Origin of the sequence: Bradyrhizobium sp. NDS-1 (assembly GCF_032918005.1) — a bacterium.
In the GTDB taxonomy this organism is placed as follows: Bacteria; Pseudomonadota; Alphaproteobacteria; order Rhizobiales; family Xanthobacteraceae; genus Bradyrhizobium; species Bradyrhizobium tunisiense.
The window spans coordinates 2,585,336-2,606,864 of record NZ_CP136628.1 but is presented as its reverse complement, the minus strand read 5'-3'; the positions used below and the strand labels follow the sequence as shown (position 1 = coordinate 2,606,864).

The window sequence follows — 21,529 nt, the reverse complement described above, 5'->3', positions numbered from 1 at the left end:
CCTACACCAGAAGAACGGTCGATCCCGTGGTCTTGCGTGCGGCGAGATCGGCATGCGCCTTTGCGGCGTCCTTCAGCGGATAGGTCTGGTGCACCTCGATCTTGACCGCACCGGACTTGACGACGTCGAACAGTTCATTCGCCATCGCGACCAGATTTTCGCGCTTGGCGGCGTAGGTGAACAGCGTCGGGCGGGTGACGTAGAGCGAGCCCTTCTGGGCCAGCAGGCCGAGATTGAGCGGTTCGACCGCGCCCGAGGACGCACCGAACAGCGCGGCGACGCCGAGCGGCGCCAGGCAATCCAGCGATTTCAGGAACGTATCCTTGCCGACGGAGTCGTAGACCACCGGGACCTTCTTGCCGCCCGTGATCTCGTCGACCCGCTTCACGAAATCCTCGCGCGTGTAGATGATGACGTGGTCGCAGCCATGTGTCTTGGCAAGCTTGGCCTTCTCGTCATTGCTGACGGTGCCGATCACGGTCGCGCCGAGATGCTTGGCCCACTGGCCCAGGATCAAACCGACGCCGCCGGCCGCGGCATGCAGCAGGATGGTATCGCCGGCCTTCACCCGATAGGTCTGCCGGATCAGATATTGTGTGGTGAGCCCCTTGAGCATCATCGCCGCCGCGGTCTTGTCGTCGACGCCGTCGGGCAGCTTCAGCAGGCGGTCCGCAGGGATCAGCCTCGCCTCGGAATAGGCACCGAGCGGCGAGGCGCCATAAGCGACCCGATCGCCCGGCTTCAGATCGGTGACGCCGGGGCCGACCTCCTCGACGATTCCGGCGGCCTCGCTTCCGAGCCCGCTCGGCAGTTGCGCCGGGTACACGCCCGAGCGGTTGTAGATGTCGACGAAGTTGAGGCCGACGGCGGTGTGGCGGATGCGCGCCTCGCCCGGACCGGGCTTGCCGACGCTGACCTCCTCCCAGACCAGGACTTCCGGTCCGCCGGTCTTGTGAAAACGAATGGCATGCGTCATGGGCATTGCTCCCTTATCGTTGAGTGGAAATCCGAAAAAGCGGATTGGCCGGAGAAATAGGCGTTCGGTCCGCCCGTTACAGTACAGACACGTAACAAGAATGTCACAGCGAGCGACAAACCTCCGCCGTTCCATCTCTGTTCGAAAGAGTTGATGACGCGCCTGGAGCAACCGGCAGTAGCTTTCCAGCGGGGTTTGGTGGTCGCCTGCGAAGGAGAGCCGAGATGCCAGCTTATGTACAGCATCATCAGGATGTCGAAATCGCGCCCGTGAATTGTCCCACCTGCATGGGGTTTCTGCCGATGTATGTGCGCGAGGTCGAACCGCATTGGAGCCTTGCCAAGATCGACTTTGTCTATGAATGCGCCGATTGCGGCGCCGAGGTCAGACAGACCATCCGCAAGCCGGAGCTGCTGCGGCACTGATTGCGCGAACGGCGAACCGCTCGACTATTTGCGCTAAGCGGAAAAACGCCGTTCACGCGGGTCTGATGCCTCCCAAACGAGGCTTGTTCTTTGCGGGGAACGCAGGCAGAACAAGCCTCAAGCAAGACCTTTGGGAGCGCCCTTTCGTGGCTGAACAGAAGGCCTCGACCTCGATCGAGGCAGTGGAGAGCGGCCTCGCCGCGCAGGGCTATATCGCGAGCCGGCAGATCGCGACCGCCGTCTATTTGTCGCAGCAGATCGAGAAGCCGATCCTGGTCGAGGGCCCCGCGGGCGTGGGCAAGACCGAGCTTGCCAAGGCGATCGCGGCCTGGCGCGGCATGAAGATGATCCGCCTGCAATGCTACGAGGGCCTCGACGAGGCCAAGGCGCTGTACGAGTGGAAATACGCCAAGCAGCTTCTCTATACCCAGATCCTCAAGGACAAGCTCGGCGAAGTTCTCGGCGGCGCGCAGACGCTGCATGCCGCGCTCGACCAGCTCCACGATTTCGGCGACGTGTTCTTCTCCAAGGAATTCGTCGAGCCGCGTCCCCTGCTCCAGGCGCTGGAGCAGCCGGGCGGCTGCGTGCTGCTGATCGACGAGATCGACAAGTCGGACGCGGAGTTTGAATCGCTGCTGCTGGAGATCCTGTCCGACTTCCAGGTCACGATCCCCGAGCTCGGCACCGTCTCCGCAATCACGCCGCCGACCGTGATCCTCACCTCAAACAGCGAGCGCGACCTCGGCGACGCCTTGAAGCGGCGCTGCCTGCATCTGCATATCGGCTTCCCCGAGCAGCGGCTCGAGGAGCGCATCGTCGAAAGCCGTGTGCCCGGCATCTCGCAGACACTGCGTCGGCAGATGGTCGGCTTCATCCATGAGATCCGCTCGCTGGATCTGAAGAAGCTACCGTCGGTCAGCGAGACCATCGACTGGGCGCGCGTTCTCGTGCTGCTCCAGGCCACGGAGCTCGACACCGAGATGGTCAAGGACACGCTCAACGTGCTCCTGAAATACGAAGCCGACATCGAGGCAGCAAGGCCGCAGGTGACGACCTTCATTGCCAAGGCGGCGCGGTCCAACGTCTTCGGTTGACGCCGATGCGCGAGAATCTCCATCGTTTCTTTCGGGCGGCCCGGGGCGTCGGCGTTCACGTCTCGCCTGCGGAAAGCATCGATGCGATGCGCGCGGTCAAGCAGGTCGGCTTTTCCGACCGGGCCATCCTGCGCGACTCCCTGCTGCTGACGCTTGCCAAGTCTCAGGACGAGAAGCTCGCACTCGGCGACTGTTTTGACCTGTTCTTCAGCCAGCCGGAGCCGCGGCAGGATCAGCCCGAGGCCGACAGCGACGAGAACGCCCCGCAGGATTCGGATCAGTCGCCCTCCTCCGGCTCGGCCAGCGAAGCAGGCGAAGGTCAGCCTCCCCAGGAGTTAGGCCCGCTTGCGCAGATGCTGCTGTCGCAGGATCGCAATGCGATCGCAGCCGCCATCGCCAGCGCCTCCGGGGCTGCCTCCCTGTCGGATATCCGCTACTCCACCCAGCGCGGCATCTTCTCGAGCCGCATCCTCGACGCCATGGGTCTGCAGCGCCTGCGCGACGATCTCGACGAGCTGACCGCGACCAATCCGGCACTGGCCGAGCGTCTGCGCGCTGCGCTTGATGCCTTGCGCGAAGCGGTGCGCGACACGGTCTCCCAAGGGCTTGCGCTCTACGCCCGCGAGGAGGCCGAAAATCTCCGCCACGAGATTCTGCGCAACGCGCCGCTTGCGCGCATCGAGCGCCGCCAGGTCGCCGAGATGCGCGCCCTCATCCGTCAGATCGCGCGCCGCCTGCGCGAGCGCTATTCGAAGCCGCGCAAGCGCCAGCGCCGCGGTCATCTCGACGTCCGCCGCACGCTCCGTCGCAACGCGGCCTGGGGCGGTGTGCCGTTCCTCACCGCATGGAAGCGCAAGCATCGCGACAGGCCCAAGATCGTGGCACTCTGCGACGTCTCCGGCTCGGTCGCACAGGTCTCCGACTTCTTCCTGCTGCTGATCCACTCGCTGCACGAGGTGGTCGACGACGTCCGCTCATTCGCGTTCTCCTCGCATATGATCGAGGTCAGCGAGATCCTGGAGAAGAACTCGCCGGAAGAGGCGATGGCCGAGATCATGTCAAAGGTCGGCTTCGGCTCGTCCGACTACGGCTCTTCGCTGGTCGATTTCGAGAAGGATTTCATGAGCGCGCTGACGCCGCAGACCACGGTGATCGTGCTCGGCGATGCCCGCAGCAACAATCTCGACCCGCGCGCCGACATCCTGCGCCGCATCTCCGAGCGTTCGAAGCGGCTGGTCTGGCTCAATCCCGAAGGACGGCTGGCCTGGGGCTTTGGCGATTCCGAGATGCCGCGTTACGCCACCTTTTGCAGCGTCGTGCGCCAATGCGCCACCGCGCAGCAGCTCGAGCGCGCCGTGTCCGATATCGTGGCGACTTACCAGTAGGTCCCGCTCGCGGCCAAACCTCGGTTGCGAAAGGTCAGTTTCGCGCAAGCTCCGCCTGGCCGACGTTACACTCCCGGAAGTGAAAGGCGATTTCGTCGAGCGCGCGCTGCTCCCATTCCTCGGCTTGCGCGAGCCAGAAAATCCGGCGTTCGAAATCGAGCGATGCACGCTCCCGGCACAGGGATTCCTGACTGCGAATTTCAACCAGCCTGTTCATGCACTCCACTCCTGCCGTGTGAAGTCATTCCCCGGGAATCAACGTAGCAGAATCCCGGACTGCTCGCCTCATGATTTCCAGGCATCTCGCGACACTGAATGGGACAGCGATACTTCCCATGCGCTGCGGTAGCTTGCAGCGCAGCATCAACCGCAGATCATCAATTGGTGATCGCCGCGCCGGCACGGTTCGCGATCGAGTGATCTCGCTCTCGTATCGCAACGAAGCGCGGCAATTTGTGAAGAGACGTTCTAAACGGCTCACCGAATTCCCGACTCATTGTCGTCGCACGGTCTTCATGCGGCGTCGCTAACAGAGGCGCCAACGGTCCCATCGCGCGAGGCAACATGAACAGCGATTCCGACGTCGAACTTGCACCGGACCAATGGGAAGCTCTGCGCACGCTTCGCAACCCACCGTCGAACGGTCGCCTGTCGAAGTCCTATCTCATCGAAGGCCTTGTCGAACTCGGCTTGGTCGTTATCAAGGACGGCGTGCCAGCGATGACACCGGCCGGCCGCAAGGTGCTCGTGCGCGGATCGTGCCGGCTGCTGGATCTCGTGGCGTGACAGGTTCGCGCTGATCATCTGCGCCGTTCCTCCGCTGGCACATCACCGCACCAGTCAGCCATTCCACTGCAGGAGAGGCGATCCATACGCCCTTCTCCAGACGGAGAGGAAACGCGGAAACCACGAGTGAGCCACCGCGCCCTTATAGGCCCAGGTGCGATATTTCAGACCGTGCTCGGAGATCAGTTCCTGATATCCGCCGTGGAGTTCGGTCGCGGTGCGAATGTCCTTCAATACGCCTTGCGCGCAGGAACGGTAGGTATCGCTCCCCGACAATTCATCGTAGTCCAGCATGCGATCGGCGAACTCGACGTTGAACGTCGGCCAGGAGGAGCGTCCCTGATAGGCGGGCGCCGCAATCTTGTGGATCACCTTGGTCCGCGGATTATCCACGGACACCAGGAAATGGAACGTGCTGGGGATGCGAAAGCGCGGCTCCGCAATGATGAGATCCGCGGTGGCGGCAAACAGCGTCCGCTCGCTCGCATCGTTCAGATCCCAGAAGCCGCGATGCACGCTGACGAAGTCCAGCGCGACCGAAGACGCCGGTGAGTTCGCCGGACCATCCAGGGAATGCCTGACATATCCGTCCCTGCCGAACAGACGGAGCAGATCCTTCTTGTACTGCGCAAGGTCGCACCCGAGCAGCCGCTTCAGCTCGATCTCGTCGACCAGCCCGAGCTGTACGCTCCACACGAAGGTCGTATGGACGCAAGCATTGGTCACGAAGCGCCGGCGCTCGGCACGGGTATCCGTTGCGGCGGAGCGAGGTGCATTTGTGTCACACAGCAAATACCTGCTGCCGCCGTCATCGAGTGGCTCGAGCTCGCTTGCGAGCTGCAGGATCGCACGCTTCAGGTCACCGCCATACTCGGCCAGCAGCAGGCGGCCGGCATGCGCGCATTGAGACATCGCCAGATAGGATGGCGCCCTCTGATCGGCGGAGATCATCTGTTGCAGGCCGGCCAGAATGCCGAGCAGCGTATCCGACGGACGCGAGAAGTAATTCACGCCGAGATATCGACGACGCCCCGCCGGGACGATGGTCGTCGTGACCACGCCGGCGCGAACCGCCTCCAGCAACAAACGGACGCTCTTGTCGAGTAGCCGAGCCCGCCGCACCGCGTCCTGTGCATCCATGATGGTCTCGGGGTCCAGGACATCGGGATAGAACCAGGCGAAGTCGCGGGGATAATAGGCGGATGCGTGCGGCGCGCCGGTGACGAGGAAGGCCTCGGTCACCGAAAAGGCGCTGTCCATCGAGTGCCGGTAGAGGTCCTCGATGGCCGACAACGAATGATGCGATTCTCTCAGGAACCGATCCCCGAGAAAATTGACCGCCTGGAGGGCGTTGGCGAAAAACGTCGCAGCCGCACCCTGGTAGAATCGGTTTCCGTGATTTGAAGGCAACGAGATATCGCTATTCATATGGAGGCTAAAGTAACTCCGATGGTGCGGCCACCGCCCGGAGCTTGCCTGATTCGTATTTCTCCCGGATGACTTTCCGGCCTGCCGGTTCCGGTAGATTCGTGTATGAAACACGAGCCGAGCGAGGCCGATCTTGCCCAAGTCGGCCGGCGCACAGCGGAAACAATGACGGCGGAGGATTGATGACCGGCGCATCCCAACGGGACGAGCACTTCCTGCGCCTGTCCTTCGCGGTTGCCCGCCGCTCCCTCACCCATGGCAATCATCCGTTCGGCTGCATCGTCGTCGCGGACGACAAGGTGCTGATCGAGGCCGAGAACGGCTACATGCCGGAGCACGACGGCACCGCGCATGCCGAACGTCTCGCGGCGACGCAGGCCTGCAGCACGCTCAGCCGCGAGGTGCTGGCGACGGCGACGCTTTATTCTTCGGCAGAGCCCTGCGCGATGTGCGCCGGCGCGATCTACTGGGCCGGAATCGGCCGCGTCGTTTACGGCCTCAGCGAGCATCGCCTGCGCGGCGTCACCGGCAATCATCCGGAGAACCCGACCCTCGACCTGCCCTGCCGCGACGTCTTTGCCAGCGGCCAGCGGCCGACCGAGGTCGTAGGTCCGCTGCTCGAGGATGAAGCCGAAGCGCTGCACGAGGGCGTATGGACGAAGTAGTTTGCGGTTTCTACTGGCTTGGACCGTCACAAATCTGCAACAGCGCCCGCGGGACGGACGTCTCTTCGCACCGGCGAAAACAAGCGAGCCGCCAGTCCCGGCCGCCTGCCAAAGCGTTGAGCAAGGGATGACGCATTTTCACACCTTACGCCGGGGTTCAAACTGGCCCACTATTGGGGCACTTCACCATGCAAGCGCATCAACGAATGTTGGATTCGACACGTGACAGCCTGAATTCCGGCGAGTCCCCGCTGCTGCGGGCGATCGGGCTCACCAAACGCTATGGCGATTTCCTTGCCAACGATTCCATCGACATCGATATCTGGCCGAAGGAAATCCACGCGCTGCTCGGCGAGAACGGCGCCGGCAAGTCGACGCTGGTGAAGGCGATCTACGGGCTGATCCAGCCCAGCGCCGGCGAGATCCGCTGGCAAGGCGAGGGCATGATCCTGTCCGGTCCCTCGGACGCGCGCCGCCGCGGCATCGGCATGGTGTTCCAGCACTTCTCGCTGTTCGACAATCTCACCGTCGCCGAGAACGTCGCGCTCGGCCTCGACGGCAAGGAGTCTTTCAAGGACATGTCGGCGCGGCTGGAGCAGGTGTCGAAGACCTATGGACTGCCGCTCGATCCCCGGCGCGAGGTCTGGCAATTGTCGGTCGGCGAACGCCAGCGCATCGAGATCGTCCGCGTGCTGATGCAGGATCCGAAATTCCTGATCCTGGACGAGCCCACCGCGGTGCTGACGCCGCAGGAAGCCGACCAGCTCTTCGTCGTGCTGGAGCGGCTCAAGGCCGAAGGCCGCGCTGTCCTCTATATCAGCCACAAGCTCGAGGAGGTGAAGCGGCTCTGCGACACCGCCACGATCCTGCGCGGTGGCAGGAAGGTCGCGACCTGCAATCCCAGGCTCGAGACCGCCGCCTCTCTCGCGCGCATGATGGTCGGTGGCGAGATCAAGGAGGTGAAGGCGGCATCCGGCCGCAAGACCACCGTGCCGCGGCTCGTCGTCAACGATCTGTCGCTGGCCCCCAGCGAAGCACATGGCGTACGGCTCGAACACATCTCCTTCGAGTTGAAGGGCGGCGAAATCCTCGGCATCGCCGGCGTCGCCGGCAACGGCCAGGACGAATTGTTCGCCGCGCTGTCCGGTGAGCGGTTGTCGAAGGACCCGGGCACGTTCGTGATCGAAGGTATCGCCGCCGGCCATCTCTCGATCACCCAGCGGCGCAAGCTGGGTGCGGCCTTCGTGCCCGAGGAGCGGCTCGGCCATGGCACGGCGCCACGCATGAAGCTCTCGGAGAACGCGCTGCTCACCGGTCATGCGGCCAGCGGCATGGTCCATCGCGGGTTCATCGATACCGCCGCCACGCTCAAGACCGTCGACCGCGCGACTGAGACGTTCGACGTGCGCAAGGCCAAGCGCGACCCGGAAGCAGCATCCCTCTCCGGCGGCAATCTGCAGAAGTTCATCGTGGGCCGGGAGATCCTGCGCAACCCCGCAGTACTGGTGGTGAGCCAGCCGACCTGGGGCGTCGATGCCGGCGCCGCCGCAGTGATACGCCAGGCGCTGCTTGATCTCGCAACAGCGGGCGCCGCCGTGCTCGTGACCAGCCAGGATCTGGACGAACTCACGGAGATCGCCGACCGCATCGCTGTGATGTTCCACGGCCGGCTCTCCGCACCGCTTGCAGCGAGCGAAGCGAGCCGCGAAAAGCTCGGCCTGCTCATGGGCGGCAGCAGCCTGGAGCCGAAGGAGGCCGCGCATGCAGTTGGTGCTTGAGAAGCGCGCCGAACGCTCTGGCACAATCGCCCTCGTCTCTCCGCTGATCGCGATCGGCCTCACGATCTCGACCATGGTCATCCTGTTCGCGATCCTCGGCAAGAATCCGCTGCTCGCCTTGCACGCCTATTTCATCGCGCCCTTGACCGACGGCTATTCGCTTCAGGAGATCGCGGTGAAGGCGACTCCGCTGGTAATGATCGCGACCGGGCTGTCGCTCTGCTATCTCGCCAATGCCTGGAACATCGGCGCCGAAGGACAATTCCTGATCGGCGCGGTCGCCGGAAGCTGGATCGCGGTGAAGACGCAGGGCACCGATGCCGGGAGCTGGGTGCTGCCGGCGATGTTTGTGCTCGCGGCCGCCGCGGGCGCGCTCTATGCGCTGATCCCGGCGATCTGCAAGGTGAAGTTCGGCGCCAGCGAGATCCTGACCAGCCTGATGCTGGTCTATGTCGCCGACCTCTTCCTCGACTATCTCGTGCGCGGGCCCTGGCGCGATCCGCACGGCTTCAACTTCCCGACCACGGCGGAGTTCGATCCCGTAGCGACGGTGCCGCTGCTGATCGAAGGCGGCCGGCTGCATCTCGGCTCGATCATCGCCTTGCTCGTCGTGGCGGTAGCGGCGATCCTGCTCGCGCGCACCATCAAGGGGTTCGAGATCCGCGTCGTCGGTGCGGCGCCGCGCGCCGCACGCTTCGGCGGCTTCAATGCCAACCAGCTCGTCATCCTGACCTTCGCAGTATCAGGCGCGCTCGCGGGCCTCGCCGGAATCATCGAGGTCGCAGGTCCCGTCGGGCATCTCCAGCCCGGCATATCGCCCGGCTACGGCTTTACCGCGATCATCGTGGCCTTTCTGGGCCGGCTGAACCCGCTTGGGATATTGATTGCAGGCCTTTTCCTGGCGCTGACCTTTATCGGCGGCGAGCAGGCGCAGATCGCGATGAAGATCCCGTTGGACGTCACCAAGGTGTTTCAGGGGATTTTGCTGTTCTACGTGCTCGCCTGCGATTCCCTGATCCTCTATCGTTTCAAGCTGGTGTTTTCGAGCCGACAGGTGACTCGTGGAGCTGGTTGAGGCCATCATCCTCGCGGTGCTCGCCGCGTCGACGCCGCTGCTGATCGCGGCGACCGGCGAGCTCGTGACCGAGCGTTCCGGCGTGCTCAACCTCGGCGTCGAGGGCATGATGATCGTTGGCGCGGCCTGCGGCTTTGCCGGCGCCTGGCTCACTGGATCGATTTTCATCGGCGCGCTGTTCGGCATTGTCGCGGGCACGCTGATGTCGCTGATCTTCGCGCTGATGACGCTCGGGCTCGCCGTCAACCAGGTTGCGACCGGCCTTGCGCTCACCATCCTCGGCGCTGGACTCTCCGGCCTGATCGGCGCCCGCTTCGTCGGCGAGCGCATCGCGCCGGCGGTGCATCTCGCCATTCCCGGCCTCACGGACATCCCGCTGATCGGCCGCGTGCTGTTCGGCGAGGACGGCTTCGTCTACTTCTCCGTCGCACTGATCGCCGGCGTCTGGTGGTTCCTGTACCGAACGCGGGCGGGATTGATCCTGCGCGCCTGCGGCGACAATCACGTTTCCGCACATGCCCTCGGCTATCCCGTGCTGCGCATCCGCACTTTCGCCGTGATGTTCGGCGGCGCCTGTGCCGGCCTGGCCGGCGCCTATCTGCCGCTCGCTTATACGCCGTTCTTCATTCCCGGCATGACCGCAGGCCGCGGCTGGATCGCGCTGGCGCTGGTGGTGTTCTCGTCCTGGCGGCCGGGCCGGCTCGTGGTCGGCGCCTATCTCTTCGGCGCGGTGACGATCCTGCAGTTGCACGCCCAAGGCTGGGGTGTCGGCATCCCCTCGCAGTTCATGTCGGCGCTGCCTTATCTTGCGACCGTCATCGTGCTGGTCCTGCTCTCCCGCGCGCGCACCGGCGGCTCGACCGCGCCGGCTGCGCTCGGCACCGTGTTCGTGCCTGACCGCTGAGCTTTCATTTCCGCGGCGTGCGCGATGGGGCGCGCACGTTGCGGGTCGTGGCTGTCCCCTGAAGTTTGGAGATTGATGATGAGGAAATCACTTCTTGCACTCGCTGCCGGGCTCTTGCTTGCCGGGAACGCCAGTGCAGCCTCCGCCGCCGACAAGCTGAAGGTCGGCTTCATCTATCTGGGTCCGATCGGAGATCTCGGTTGGACCTATCAGCACGATCTGGGGCGCCAGGCACTGGTGAAGGAATTGGGCGACAAGATCGAGACGACGTATCTCGAGAACGTGCCCGAAGGCCCCGATGCCGAGCGCTCGATCGAGCAGCTCGTCCGCGCCGGCAACAAGCTGATCTTCACGACCTCGTTCGGCTACATGGATCCGACGCTGAAGGTCGCCAAGAAATATCCGAACGTGCACTTCGAGCACGCCACCGGCTACAAGCGCAATCCGAACATGTCGACCTACTCGGCCAAATGGTATCAGGGCCGCTACATTCAAGGCCTGATCGCGGCCAAGATGTCGAAGGCCGGCGTGCTCGGCTATATCGGTTCGTTCCCCATTCCCGAGGTCGTCTCCGGCATCAACGCGACGATACTGGCGGCGCAGACCATCAACCCGAACATCAAGGTCAAGATCATCTGGGCCAACACCTGGTTCGACCCGGGCAAGGAGGCCGACGCCGCCAAGGCGCTGATCGACCAGGGCGCCGACATCATCATGCAGCACACGGATTCGCCCGCCGCGATGCAGATTGCCAGCGAACGCGGCAAGCTCGCCTTCGGCCAGGATTCCGAAATGATCAAGTTCGGACCCAAGACCCAGCTCACCTCGATCCTCGACACCTGGGGCCCCTATTACATCGAGCGCGTCAAGGCCGAGCTGGCGGGAACCTGGAAATCCGAGGACACATGGGGCGGCCTCGACAGCCACATGTTCTCGATGGCGCCGTACACCAACATGCCTGACGACGTGAAAAAAATGGCAGAGGATGCCCAGGCCGCGATCACCGCTGGCAAGCTGCATCCGTTCAAGTGCCCGATCGTTGGGCAGGACGGCAAGGCGGTGGAGTGCAAGGGCGGCGATCACCTCGATGACGGCCAGATCCTCGGCATGAATTTCTACGTCAAGGGCATCGACGACAAGCTCCCGGGCAAGTAGCACGCTTCTTGCTTGACCCAGATCACCTGCTCCTCCCGGAGGAGGTTCGGAGGGGGTGGCCAGAAGCACCCGGCACTTGTGGTCGCCCCCTCTTTCAATTCCTGTCCCTATCCGGCCTGCATGGCCCGCCCGGCCGAGCTGTGGCGGCGGATGAGGTCGGCGACATCGAGGCCCGGAATCGCGCCGTCGATCACGGCCCATCGTCCCGCCACCATCACCCGGTCTGCCCGATGCGCCCCGCATAGCACCAGGGCGGCCAGGGGATCGCCATGGCCGGAGAAGCGCAATTCGTCGAGCTTGAAGAGCGCGAGATCGGCGGCCTTTCCGACTGCGATTTCGCCGAGTTCCGGCCGGCCGACACAAGCCGCCGATCCCTTGGTGGCCCAGCGCAGCGCGTCCTTGTGGCTGACCTTGGTCACGCCATAGCGCGCCCGTTGCAGCAGGAAGGCGGCGCGAACCTCCTGCATCAGATTCGAGCCGTCGTTCGAGGCCGAGCCGTCGACGCCGATCCCGATCCCGACCCCGGCCTCCTCCATTTCGCACACTGGACAGCAGCCGGAGGCCAGCAACTGATTGCTGCACGCGCAATGGCTGATGGTCGTTCTGGCCTTGCCGAGCCGCTTCATCTCGTCCGCATTGAAGAAAATGCCATGGGCCAGCCACGTGCGCGCATCGAGCCAGCCGCATTGCTCGAGATAGTCGAGCGGGCGGCAGCCATACATCTGCTCACAGAATTTGTTCTCGTCCTCGGTCTCGGCGAGGTGGGTATGCAGGCGCACGTCGAGTTTTTCTGCGAGATCGGCGGTGGCGCGCATCAGCGAGGTCGTCACGGAAAACGGCGAGCACGGCGCCAGCGCGACCTGCACCATCGCATCCGCGCCGCGCTGGTGATGCTTCGCCACCACGCGCGCGCTGTCGGCGAGAATGGTGTCCTCGTCCTGCACGACGCTGTCGGGCGGCAGGCCACCGTCGCGTTGCGACAAATTCATCGAGCCGCGCGTCAGCAGCACGCGCATGCCGAGGCGCCTTGCAACGCCGACCTCGATATCGACGGCGTCTTCGAGCCCCGCGGGGAAGACGTAGTGATGATCCGTCGTGGTGGTGCAGCCGGAGAGCAGCAGCTCGGACATCGCCACGGTGACGCCGAGCTCGAGCGCTTCAGGCGTCAGCCGCGCCCACACCGGATAGAGCGCCTGTAGCCAGGGAAACAGCTCGCGGTCCATCGCCGCCGGCAGCGCCCGCGTCAGCGTCTGGTAGAAATGATGATGGGTGTTGATCAGGCCCGGCAGCACCACGTGTTCGGCCGCATCGAACACCGCGACATCAGCGGTCGCAGGCGTGCCGCCGGCCGGGACGAGCTCGACGATCCGGCCGTCCTTCACCACGATCCCGCGCTCGGCACCGCCTGCGAGGATGGCCAGGGGATCCCTGATCCAGATCGGCATTGAATCGCTCATGATCCCGCTCCTCGCATCCCCTGACGGCAGGCTCACAAGGCTGGCACCAGCCTCAATACCATCCCGCTGCGACTTGTTGTTGCGACTTGGCTCCGGTCTTGCAAGACTCAGGCGCACGATTCACCGGGTCGAAGCTTTGGCGCAGCCATGGATTTGAATACCATCACAGCGATCGCCCATCCGCAATCGCGCGCGCAACTGCCCGACTGGACGACAGGGGATGCCTGGCTCGCGGGCGGCACGTGGCTGTTCTCGGAGCCGCAAACGCAGCTGACGCGGCTGATCGATCTTACCGATTTGAAATGGCCGGCGCTGACGATCACGGAGCGCCATCTCTCGGTGGCCGCCACTTGCACCATCGCAGAGCTCGATGGTCTCGCCTGTCCGCCTGACTGGCTCGCAGCACCTCTGATCGGCCAGTGCTGCCGCGCGTTCCTTGCCTCGTTCAAGATCTGGAAGACCGCGACCGTCGGCGGCAATCTCTGCATGTCGCTGCCGGCGGGACCGATGATCTCGCTCACCGCCGCGCTCGACGGCGTCTGCACCATCTGGAAGGCCGGCGGCGGCGAACAGCGAATTCCTGTCGCCGAATTTGTCACCGGCAACCAGCGCAATCGCCTGACGCCGGGCGATCTGCTTCGCCAGATCGATATTCCGATTGACGCGTTGAAGCGCCGCACCGCCTTTCGGCAAATCTCGCTGGCGCCTGTCGGCCGCTCGGCGGCGCTTCTCGTCGGCAGCCTTGATACCGATGGCACCCTGGTGCTCACAATCACCGCATCGACCGTGCGGCCGATCCAGCTCCTCTTTCACAAAGTCCCGGATGCGAGCGCGCTTCGTGCCGCGCTGATGCAGCAGATCACCGATGAGCTGTACCACACCGACATCCACGGCCAGCCGCTCTGGCGCAAGCACATGACACTGCGGCTCGGCGAGGAGATCCGCGGCGAACTCCTGGCCGGAGGGCCCTCATGAGCTTCGAGATCAACGGCAAGCCATTTTCGCAAGCTCCACGCGCCGGCCAGTGCCTGCGCACGTTCCTGCGCGAGCTCGGCCATTTCGGTGTGAAGAAAGGCTGCGATGCCGGCGATTGCGGCGCCTGCACCGTGCTGCTCGACGGCGAGCCCGTGCATAGCTGCCTGATTCCGGCGTTCCGCGCCGAGGGACGCAGCGTGACCACGATCGAAGGTCTTGGCGGGGAGCACGGCGACCATCCGATGCAGCAGGCCTTCCTCGATGCGCAAGGCTTTCAATGCGGCTTCTGTACCGCCGGCATGATCCTGACCTGCGCCTCGCTGAACCAGGCCCAGCGCACCGATCTCGGCACGGCGTTGAAGGGCAATATCTGCCGCTGTACCGGCTACCGCTCGATCGAGGATGCAATCCTCGGCAAGACCAATGTCGAGGCGAGCGTCGAGGCCGGTGCCGCATTCGGCCGCAGTCTGCCGGCGCCGGCGGGCCCCGACATCGTGCGCGGTACGGCCCGCTACACTTTCGACACCGCCATCGACGGCCTGCTGCACATCAAGCTGGTTCGGTCACCTCACGCCCACGCCAGGATCGTCGCGATCGACAAGTCGGACGCCCTTCGCGTTCCCGGCGTTCATGCGGTGCTGACGCATGAGGATGCACCATCGGTCCTGATCTCGACTGCGCGGCACGAGATGGACTGGATGGACCCGGAGGACACCCGCATTCTCGACGACGTCGTCCGCTTCATCGGACAGCGGGTTGCAGCCGTCGTCGCCGAGAGCGAAGCCGCCTCAGAGGAGGCGTGCCGGCGGATCAAGGTCGAATATGAGGTTCTCCCCGCGCTGATCGATCCGGAGCAGGCGATGGCGCCGGGCGCGCCCGTCATTCATCCTGACCGCACCACCGCGAACCGCATCGCCGACGCCAGGCGCAACCTCGCCGCGGAGACGCATGGCGAGTTCGGTGACGTCGCGGCGGCGCTCGCGACGTCCGCCGTCACCTTCGAGGGCACCTTCCACAGTCATCGTGTACAGCATGCCGCGTTGGAGACCCATGGCGGCCTCGCCTGGCTCGATCCTTCCGGCGTGCTCAACGTCCGCACCTCCACCCAGGTCCCGTTCCTGACCCGGCGCGCACTGGCGGACATCTTTGAGCTCCCCATGGACAAGGTCCGCGTGTTCTGCGAGCGCGTCGGCGGCGGCTTTGGCGGCAAGCAGGAGATGTTCGTCGAGGACATCCTTGCGCTCGCTGCGCTGAGGACCGGACGTCCCGTGAAGCTGGAGCTCACGCGCGAGGAGCAGTTCATCGCGACCTCGACGCGGCACCCGATGCGGGTCCATATCAAGGCCGGCGCCGATGCCGACGGCAAACTCACCGCGCTTCAGCTCGACGTGCTCTCCAACACCGGAGCTTACGGCAATCACGCCGGCCCGGTGATGTTCCATGCGCTGGCCGAGTCCATCAGCGTGTACAATTGTCCGAACAAGCGGGTCGACGGCGCCGCCGTCTACACCAATACCGTGCCGGCGGGGGCGTTTCGCGGCTACGGCCTGCCGCAGGCGCTGATCGCGGTGGAAGCCGCGATCGACGAGCTGGCAAGGCAGCTCGGCATCAGCCCCTACGAGATGCGCCGGCGTAACATCGTCAGGCTCGGCGACCCCATGCTGTCGCCGCCGCCGTCCGAATTTCACGACGTCGACTATGGCTCCTACGGGCTCGACCAATGCCTCGACCTCGTCGAGCGCGCCATGCAGGCCGGCGGGCCGCAGCCGGAGCTTTCGCCGGAATGGCTGCTCGGCGACGGCATCGCCCTCACCATGATCGACTCCGCACCGCCGGCCGGGCACATCGCCGACGCCATGATTGCGCTCAACGAGGACGGCGGCTTCGACCTCACCGTCGGCACGGCCGAATTCGGCAACGGTACCAGCACGGTGCACCGGCAGATCGCAGCAACCACGCTCGCGACCACCGTCGACCGAATCCGTCTGCGCCAGTCCGATACCGCCCATGGCGGCCACGACACCGGCGCCTATGGCAGCGCCGGCACCTTCGTCGCCGGCAAGGCGACGCATGCTGCTTCCATGCAGCTTGCGACCGAGCTGAAGGCGGCGGCGGCCGATGCCTGGCTGTGCGACGTTCAGGCCTGTGTGCTCGAGGACAATGCCGTCGTCAGCGGCGTCCGGCGCATGCCTTTTGCCGAGCTGGCGAAGCTCGCGCGCGCACGCGGACAGCCATTTGCCGCCCGCGGTAATTCCACAGGCACGCCGCGTTCGGTCGGCTTCAACGTCCAGGGGTTTCGCATCGCCGTGAACAAGGGCACCGGCGAGCTCAGGATTCTCAGGAGCGTGCAGGCGGCGGACGCCGGTGTAGTCGCCAACCCCATGCAGTGCCGCGGTCAGGTCGAAGGCGGCGTCGCGCAGGCGCTCGGTGCTGCGCTCTACGAGGAGATGGTGATCGACGCCAACGGCCGCGTCGCCAACCCGAAATTCCGCGACTATCACCTGCCCTCGTTCGCCGACGTGCCGCGCACGGAGGTGTTCTTCGCCGACACGTCCGACACGATCGGGCCGCTTGGCGCAAAGTCGATGAGCGAGAGCCCATACAATCCGGTCGCCGCCGCGCTCGGCAACGCCATCGCCAATGCAACCGGCATCCGCTTCACCGCGCCGCCCTTCAAGCCGGACCGGCTGTTTCCCGCGTTGCTCGACAAGTTTGGTTAGGTTGGGAGGTCTCATCGATGTCCAGCGAAGTCCATCCCGTCGACGAGGTCCTGCCGGTCCCACGCCTCTTGGCGCTCGGGCTCCAGCATGTGCTGGTGATGTATGCCGGCGCGATCGCCGTGCCGCTGATCATCGGACGCGCATTGAAGCTGCCGCCCGAGGATGTCGCCTTCCTGATCAGCGCCGACCTGTTCGCCTGCGGGCTCGCGACGCTGGTGCAATGCATCGGCTTCCCCGGCGTCGGCATTCGCCTGCCCGTGATGATGGGCGTGACGTTCGCGTCAGTCGGTCCGATGCTGTCGATGGCGGCAGCGCCTGATATCGGTCTGCTCGGCATCTACGGCTCCGTCATCGCCGCGGGCATCTTCGGCATCATCGTCGCACCGTTCGTCAGCAGACTGTTGCCGCTGTTTCCTCCGGTGGTCACCGGCAGCATCATTCTGATCATCGGCATCTCCTTGATGCGCGTCGGCATCAACTGGGCCGGCGGCGGCCTGCCGACACTGACCAAGATGGTCGACGGCGTCGCCGGCAGCTTTCCCAATCCGGCCTATGGCCAACTGCAGGGCCTCGGCATCTCGTTGTTCGTGCTGCTGTTCATTCTCGGCCTGATCAAATGGGGTACCGGCTTCCTCGCCAATGTCTCGGTGCTGCTCGGCATCATCGCCGGCGCCGTGCTCGCGAGCATTCTGGGCGTGATGCATTTCGACAAGGTCGCCGCCGCCTCCTGGGGCGCGCCGATCATCCCTTTCCGCTTCGGCATGCCGCAATTCCATCTGGTGCCCGTTATGACCATGTGCGTCGTCATGATCGTGGTGATGATCGAATCGCTCGGCATGTTCCTCGCGCTCGGCGACATCACCGGCAAGGCCGTCGACCGCGAGGCGCTGAGCCGGGGCCTGCGCGCGGACGGCGTCGGCACGCTGCTCGGCGGCATCTTCAACACCTTTCCGTACACCTCGTTCTCGCAAAATGTCGGCCTCGTCTCGGTCACTGCCGTGCGCTCGCGCTGGGTGACCGTGACGGGCGGTTGCATCATGCTCGTGCTCGGCTTGTTGCCGAAGCTGGCCGCATTGGTCGAGGCGGTGCCGCTGGTCGTGCTCGGCGGCGCAGGCCTCGTGATGTTCGGCATGGTAGCCGCAACAGGCGCGCGCATCCTCACCTCGGTCGATTTCCGCAACAACCGCTACAATCTGTTCATCGTCGCGGTCTCGATCGGCTTCGGCCTGATCCCGCTCGCCGCCCCCGGCTTTTTCCGGAATATGCCCCACGATCTCCAGCCGCTGCTGGAGTCCGGCATCCTGCTCTGCGCGATCGTTTCCGTGCTGCTCAATGCCTTCTTCAACGGCCTGAGCGGCGGCGCGACAGCGGAGGCGGACGCGGCGACGGTCGCCTCATCCGCGCAACACGTTTAACTGCCGCGATAGGTCGAATAGCTCCAGGGCGTGACCAGCAAGGGAACGTGATAGTGGCTTTCCGGCTCGCCGATCGCAAAGCGCAGCGGGATATCGTCGAGGAAGGGCGGGTCGGACAGCGGCACATTGCGTTCGGCGTAATATCTGGCGACGCTGAATCTGAGCTCGTAGCGGCCGATCGGCAGCGGGCGGCCGCCGATCAACGGCTGGTCGGTGCGACCGTCGGCATTGGTCACCGCGCGTGCGATGACGCGGCTCTCGCCGAGGCTCGCGAGCTCCACCAGCTCGATCGGGATGCCGGCCGCGGGCTTGCCGACGTGATTGTCCAGCACATGGGTCGAGAGCCGGCCATGCACCTTCAACTTGTCGTCGGCAAGGACGAGCTGATCCAGCCGTAGCGCGGAGATACGGCCGATTTCCTCGATCGCGCGTCGCGTCTCCGTCTTTGCGATGTTGCGCAAGCGCGTCTCGAAGTCGCGCAGCACGGAATCCTTGGTGTGACGGCGCACGCAGACGATGTAGGGGAAGCCGAACTTGTCGCGGTAGGCGTTGTTGACGCGCTCGAACGCAGCGTACTCGGCCTCCGACAACCGGTCGAGGCCGGCACTGTTCTGCTCGTCGGTCGATTCTGCCGTCAGGCCCGCCGCGCGCTGGGTCTTGTTGGCGAGATCGGGATGCGCCCTTATCAGCGCCAACTGAACATCAGGCTCGGCGCTCTGGATCGCCGCCATCAGGGCCGTGTGCAACTGGTTGATACCGGCGAACGGCCGCTTGCCGGCGAGCTGCTCGGCGATCCACGGCGAGTATTCGACGACGTTGGCGAGCGCCGCGACAAAATCGACGTGGCTTGATGCATTGAGATCGGCCAGCGAGATCTGCGACATCTTTCACCCGATCTCGAATGCGTCGGCCGCCAGATGGGCGTGCTTGTCATGCCAGTGCCGTGCGATCTGCAATCGCGTCGGCACCCAGACGCGTTCGTGCTTGCCGATGTAATCCAGGAAGCGGATCAAGCCGGCAGCGCGGCCGGGCCGGCCGGCGAGACGGCAGTGCAGGCCCACCGACATCATCTTCGGCGCGCTCTCGCCTTCGGCATAGAGCACGTCGAAGGCATCCTTCAAATAGGTGAAGAACTGCTCGCCTTCGGAAAAGCCCTGCGGGTTGATGAAGCGCATGTCGTTGGCATCGAGCGTATAGGGGATGACGAGCTGCTTGCCGCTCCTGCCCTTGATCCAATAGGGCAGATCGTCGGCATAGGAGTCGCAGAGATAGAGGAAGCCGCCTTCCTCCATCAGCAGGCGGTTAGTATTGATCGAGGAGCGTCCGGTGTACCAGCCGAGGGGGCGCGAGCCGGTGGCTTCGGTATGGACGCGGATCGCCTCCGCGATCTCGGCGCGCTCCTGCGCCTCGGACATGTCCTTGTGCTCGATCCATTTCAGGCTGTGGCTGGCGATATCCCAGCCGGCCTCATTCATGGCAGCGACGATCTCGGGATTGCGCTTCAACGCGGTAGCGACGCCGAACACCGTGGTCGGCCAGTTGCGCGCGGTGAACATCCGCCACAGCCGCCAGAAGCCGGCGCGCGAGCCATATTCGAACATCGATTCGATATTGGCGTGGCGCTGACCCGGCCAGGGCTGCGCGCCGAGCACGTCGGACAGAAACGCTTCCGAGGCGCGGTCGCCGTGCAAAATGTTGTTCTCGCCGCCTTCCTCGAAATTGACGACGAACTGCACGGCTATCCGGGCATCGCCGGGCCATTGCGGGTGCGGCGGGTTGCGGCCATAGCCACGGAGATCGCGCGGGTAGCTTGTGTCGGTCACTCAGACTTCCTCGAAACGAATCGGCAGCGCGCCATTCCACAGCACGCTCTTGCCCAGCGTCGCCAGGTTCTCGAGGCCCGAGGTCAGCGTGATGAAATGGTTGCCGGCGAGCTGGCCCATCTTGCTCGCAAAGCGCACGCCGCCATAGGCGAGCAGGATCTCGGTCTCGCTGAGGCCGCCGGGATAGAGAATGATCTGGCCGGGCGCGGGGTAGCTCGTGGGGTTCTCGTAGCCCACGCCGAAATCGAGATCGCCGAGCGGCATCCACACGCCCTCGCCGCTCCAGCGCACATGGATGATGTGGCTTTCGAACGGCAGCGCCTTGCGGAAGGCGGCGACGGTCTTGGGTGCCAGTTGCTCCTCGAAGCGGGCATCGAAGCTGAAATCGCCCGCACGGATAGCGAGTTTGCCCATTTCATCTCTCTGAATCGGGGCCGGTGGCCCGTCGGACACTTTCCAGCAAAGAGCACTCCCGACAACTTCGCGCAAGTGCCGCGGCAACATCACCTGCGGTCGCAGGACCAGCCGAAAATGCCGCTCCGGCGCGCCTCCGGTTCCGGCTCGGCGGCCGGCAGCGGCGCCTCCTTCCGTTCCGCTTGCGGGGGCGCACGGACAGGGTCTCGCATGTCATGGCGTAGACCAGCTTGGCTTGCGCGGCCGCCGGGGAAGCCATCAGCAGCAGGACCAGCAGATATCTCGACATCGCTGTCGCCTCACGCGGCATTCGCCCATTGAACCGGATTGCCACCGGCAAGTCCATCGGTGCCAGCGGGCCGCGATTGCCGAATAATTAGCCGGCATGCCGGCGCACTCTCTCCACATCGTCATTGCGAGGAGCCCTTGCGACGAAACAATCCAGAATCCCTTCGCGGAGGGATCCTGGATTGCTTCGTCGCTTCGCTCCTCGCAATGACGGAGTGTTTGGTTGCAGACACGCCTTATCGTTCTCGCGGCTTAAATCGCCCGAGGTTTGCTTCATCTCTCACCCTCTTGTCCAAGAGGGCACAGGGAAGGCCGGGTGCCGACAGGCACCCGCGGTCCGCTGCGCGACATGCGCACGCAGAAAGAACCGCACAGCAGCATACAGGTGGTGCCGATCACTCGGCCTTCCCTGCGCGATGGTCGGACGGCTTATGCCGTGCTCTCCCGGGAGCCGAACTTTCCTCTGGCCTCCCTCGCCCCGCGAATTGGATGATGCAGTCCGCCCGGTCGGGCTCGCTCGCACCTTCGCGAAGGCTTGACCGTGGCAACGACGGCCAGGACCACACGGTTTTGCCGTACGCGCGGCCCGCCATGTCGCCGCAGTATTCCCAGCCCTGTCGACGGAGCCGGAAACTTACAGCGAGACGAAGCCTGGCAGCGCCGTCGTCCGCACGCGGTTACGGGCTCACAGGGACTACCCGCCCTGCCCGCACCTCTCGCGCCGACGCTCCGCGTCCACCGCAGACCCGGCTCGCGAAAATGACGA

19 protein-coding genes and 1 pseudogene are annotated in these 21,529 nt (G+C 64.7%); 12 read left to right on the top strand and 8 right to left on the bottom strand.

Annotated features, from left to right (window positions below; translation table 11 throughout):
* Position 1 precedes the first annotated feature (1 nt).
* Entirely contained in the window at positions 2-976 is a 975-nt protein-coding gene (locus tag RX330_RS12110; RefSeq protein ID WP_212090586.1) for a quinone oxidoreductase family protein, read from the bottom strand.
* 224 nt (positions 977-1,200) lie between these two features.
* Between RX330_RS12110 and RX330_RS12105 the strand changes: the two genes are divergently transcribed.
* The 3 genes from RX330_RS12105 (at position 1,201) to RX330_RS12095 (ending at position 3,880) form a co-directional block, all read left to right on the top strand.
* A complete protein-coding gene (locus tag RX330_RS12105) occupies positions 1,201-1,401 on the top strand; it encodes a hypothetical protein (RefSeq protein ID WP_027545881.1) in 201 nt (66 codons plus the stop codon).
* Positions 1,402-1,547: 146 nt separating this feature from the next.
* Positions 1,548-2,495, top strand: coding sequence for an AAA family ATPase (locus tag RX330_RS12100; protein WP_212090584.1), 948 nt, complete (start codon positions 1,548-1,550; stop codon positions 2,493-2,495).
* 5 nt (positions 2,496-2,500) lie between these two features.
* The gene (locus RX330_RS12095) at positions 2,501-3,880 is read left to right on the top strand and encodes a vWA domain-containing protein (protein ID WP_317243165.1); all 1,380 of its coding nucleotides are present in this window, start codon (positions 2,501-2,503) and stop codon (positions 3,878-3,880) included.
* A gap of 34 nt (positions 3,881-3,914) precedes the next feature.
* Here the strand turns inward: RX330_RS12095 and RX330_RS12090 are convergent, their stop codons facing one another.
* Positions 3,915-4,097: a hypothetical protein gene (locus RX330_RS12090; RefSeq protein WP_317243164.1), complete on the bottom strand. Its 183-nt coding sequence runs from the start codon at positions 4,095-4,097 to the stop codon at positions 3,915-3,917.
* Between the two features lie 347 nt (positions 4,098-4,444).
* Between RX330_RS12090 and RX330_RS12085 the strand changes: the two genes are divergently transcribed.
* A complete protein-coding gene (locus RX330_RS12085; protein ID WP_317243163.1) occupies positions 4,445-4,666 on the top strand; it encodes a hypothetical protein in 222 nt (73 codons plus the stop codon).
* Positions 4,667-4,720: 54 nt separating this feature from the next.
* On the opposite strand, the gene RX330_RS12080 is transcribed toward RX330_RS12085, so the two are convergent.
* Positions 4,721-6,094, bottom strand: coding sequence for a hypothetical protein (locus RX330_RS12080; protein WP_317243162.1), 1,374 nt, complete (start codon positions 6,092-6,094; stop codon positions 4,721-4,723).
* A 182-nt stretch (positions 6,095-6,276) separates the two neighbouring features.
* Between RX330_RS12080 and RX330_RS12075 the strand changes: the two genes are divergently transcribed.
* From RX330_RS12075 to RX330_RS12055, 5 genes are all read left to right on the top strand, one after another.
* A complete protein-coding gene (locus tag RX330_RS12075; RefSeq protein ID WP_317243161.1) occupies positions 6,277-6,759 on the top strand; it encodes a nucleoside deaminase in 483 nt (160 codons plus the stop codon).
* 188 nt (positions 6,760-6,947) lie between these two features.
* Complete coding sequence (locus RX330_RS12070) at positions 6,948-8,537, top strand: ABC transporter ATP-binding protein (RefSeq protein WP_375848875.1); 1,590 nt, start codon at positions 6,948-6,950, stop codon at positions 8,535-8,537.
* Positions 8,521-9,612, top strand: a complete 1,092-nt coding sequence (locus tag RX330_RS12065) for an ABC transporter permease (protein WP_317243159.1) — start codon at positions 8,521-8,523, stop codon at positions 9,610-9,612. Before RX330_RS12070 ends, RX330_RS12065 begins: the two co-directional genes overlap by 17 nt.
* Positions 9,599-10,516 carry an ABC transporter permease gene (locus tag RX330_RS12060; RefSeq protein ID WP_212090548.1) on the top strand — a complete coding sequence of 306 codons (918 nt, stop codon included), beginning with the start codon at positions 9,599-9,601 and terminating at the stop codon, positions 10,514-10,516. The genes RX330_RS12065 and RX330_RS12060 overlap by 14 nt, the downstream gene beginning before the upstream one ends.
* 78 nt (positions 10,517-10,594) lie before the next feature.
* Positions 10,595-11,671 (top strand): BMP family ABC transporter substrate-binding protein, encoded by a 1,077-nt coding sequence (locus RX330_RS12055; RefSeq protein WP_212090544.1) that lies wholly within the window; start codon positions 10,595-10,597, stop codon positions 11,669-11,671.
* A 107-nt stretch (positions 11,672-11,778) separates the two neighbouring features.
* Here RX330_RS12055 and RX330_RS12050 read toward each other — a convergent pair whose 3' ends face one another.
* Complete coding sequence (locus RX330_RS12050; RefSeq protein ID WP_317243158.1) at positions 11,779-13,128, bottom strand: 8-oxoguanine deaminase; 1,350 nt, start codon at positions 13,126-13,128, stop codon at positions 11,779-11,781.
* Positions 13,129-13,275: 147 nt separating this feature from the next.
* Here RX330_RS12050 and RX330_RS12045 point away from each other — a divergent pair, with 147 nt between their 5' ends.
* Genes RX330_RS12045 through RX330_RS12035 form a run of 3 tightly spaced genes read left to right on the top strand, consistent with a single transcriptional unit; the run spans position 13,276 to position 18,238 of the window.
* Positions 13,276-14,103 (top strand): FAD binding domain-containing protein, encoded by an 828-nt coding sequence (locus RX330_RS12045; RefSeq protein ID WP_317243157.1) that lies wholly within the window; start codon positions 13,276-13,278, stop codon positions 14,101-14,103.
* Complete coding sequence (locus RX330_RS12040; RefSeq protein ID WP_317243156.1) at positions 14,100-16,823, top strand: molybdopterin-dependent oxidoreductase; 2,724 nt, start codon at positions 14,100-14,102, stop codon at positions 16,821-16,823. The genes RX330_RS12045 and RX330_RS12040 overlap by 4 nt, the downstream gene beginning before the upstream one ends.
* 17 nt (positions 16,824-16,840) lie before the next feature.
* Positions 16,841-18,238, top strand: a complete 1,398-nt coding sequence (locus RX330_RS12035) for a nucleobase:cation symporter-2 family protein (RefSeq protein ID WP_317243155.1) — start codon at positions 16,841-16,843, stop codon at positions 18,236-18,238.
* Here the strand turns inward: RX330_RS12035 and uraD are convergent.
* The 4 genes and pseudogenes from uraD to RX330_RS12015 all read right to left on the bottom strand — a co-directional run bounded on the left by uraD (position 18,235) and on the right by RX330_RS12015 (position 20,764).
* The gene (uraD, locus tag RX330_RS12030) at positions 18,235-19,122 is read right to left on the bottom strand and encodes a 2-oxo-4-hydroxy-4-carboxy-5-ureidoimidazoline decarboxylase (RefSeq protein WP_317243154.1); all 888 of its coding nucleotides are present in this window, start codon (positions 19,120-19,122) and stop codon (positions 18,235-18,237) included. The two genes, RX330_RS12035 and uraD, sit on opposite strands and share 4 nt — an antisense overlap.
* A 3-nt stretch (positions 19,123-19,125) precedes the next feature.
* On the bottom strand, positions 19,126-20,061 hold the full coding sequence (gene puuE, locus RX330_RS12025; RefSeq protein WP_317243153.1) for an allantoinase PuuE: 936 nt from the start codon (positions 20,059-20,061) through the stop codon (positions 19,126-19,128).
* Entirely contained in the window at positions 20,062-20,475 is a 414-nt protein-coding gene (locus tag RX330_RS12020) for a DUF3830 family protein (RefSeq protein WP_317243152.1), read from the bottom strand. It abuts the gene before it with no gap.
* Between the two features lie 89 nt (positions 20,476-20,564).
* Positions 20,565-20,764 (bottom strand): annotated as a pseudogene (locus RX330_RS12015) (hypothetical protein).
* Positions 20,765-21,529: the final 765 nt, after the last annotated feature.

Coding starts and splice junctions, on each gene's coding strand:
- RX330_RS12110 (WP_212090586.1), bottom strand. CDS start 976: ATGACGCATGCCATTCGTTTTCACAAGACCGGCGGACCGGAAGTCCTG.
- RX330_RS12105 (WP_027545881.1), top strand. CDS start 1,201: ATGCCAGCTTATGTACAGCATCATCAGGATGTCGAAATCGCGCCCGTG.
- RX330_RS12095 (WP_317243165.1), top strand. CDS start 2,501: ATGCGCGAGAATCTCCATCGTTTCTTTCGGGCGGCCCGGGGCGTCGGC.
- RX330_RS12090 (WP_317243164.1), bottom strand. CDS start 4,097: ATGAACAGGCTGGTTGAAATTCGCAGTCAGGAATCCCTGTGCCGGGAG.
- RX330_RS12085 (WP_317243163.1), top strand. CDS start 4,445: ATGAACAGCGATTCCGACGTCGAACTTGCACCGGACCAATGGGAAGCT.
- RX330_RS12080 (WP_317243162.1), bottom strand. CDS start 6,094: ATGAATAGCGATATCTCGTTGCCTTCAAATCACGGAAACCGATTCTAC.
- RX330_RS12075 (WP_317243161.1), top strand. CDS start 6,277: ATGACCGGCGCATCCCAACGGGACGAGCACTTCCTGCGCCTGTCCTTC.
- RX330_RS12070 (WP_375848875.1), top strand. CDS start 6,948: ATGCAAGCGCATCAACGAATGTTGGATTCGACACGTGACAGCCTGAAT.
- RX330_RS12065 (WP_317243159.1), top strand. CDS start 8,521: ATGCAGTTGGTGCTTGAGAAGCGCGCCGAACGCTCTGGCACAATCGCC.
- RX330_RS12055 (WP_212090544.1), top strand. CDS start 10,595: ATGAGGAAATCACTTCTTGCACTCGCTGCCGGGCTCTTGCTTGCCGGG.
- RX330_RS12050 (WP_317243158.1), bottom strand. CDS start 13,128: ATGAGCGATTCAATGCCGATCTGGATCAGGGATCCCCTGGCCATCCTC.
- RX330_RS12045 (WP_317243157.1), top strand. CDS start 13,276: ATGGATTTGAATACCATCACAGCGATCGCCCATCCGCAATCGCGCGCG.
- RX330_RS12040 (WP_317243156.1), top strand. CDS start 14,100: ATGAGCTTCGAGATCAACGGCAAGCCATTTTCGCAAGCTCCACGCGCC.
- RX330_RS12035 (WP_317243155.1), top strand. CDS start 16,841: ATGTCCAGCGAAGTCCATCCCGTCGACGAGGTCCTGCCGGTCCCACGC.
- uraD (WP_317243154.1), bottom strand. CDS start 19,122: ATGTCGCAGATCTCGCTGGCCGATCTCAATGCATCAAGCCACGTCGAT.
- RX330_RS12020 (WP_317243152.1), bottom strand. CDS start 20,475: ATGGGCAAACTCGCTATCCGTGCGGGCGATTTCAGCTTCGATGCCCGC.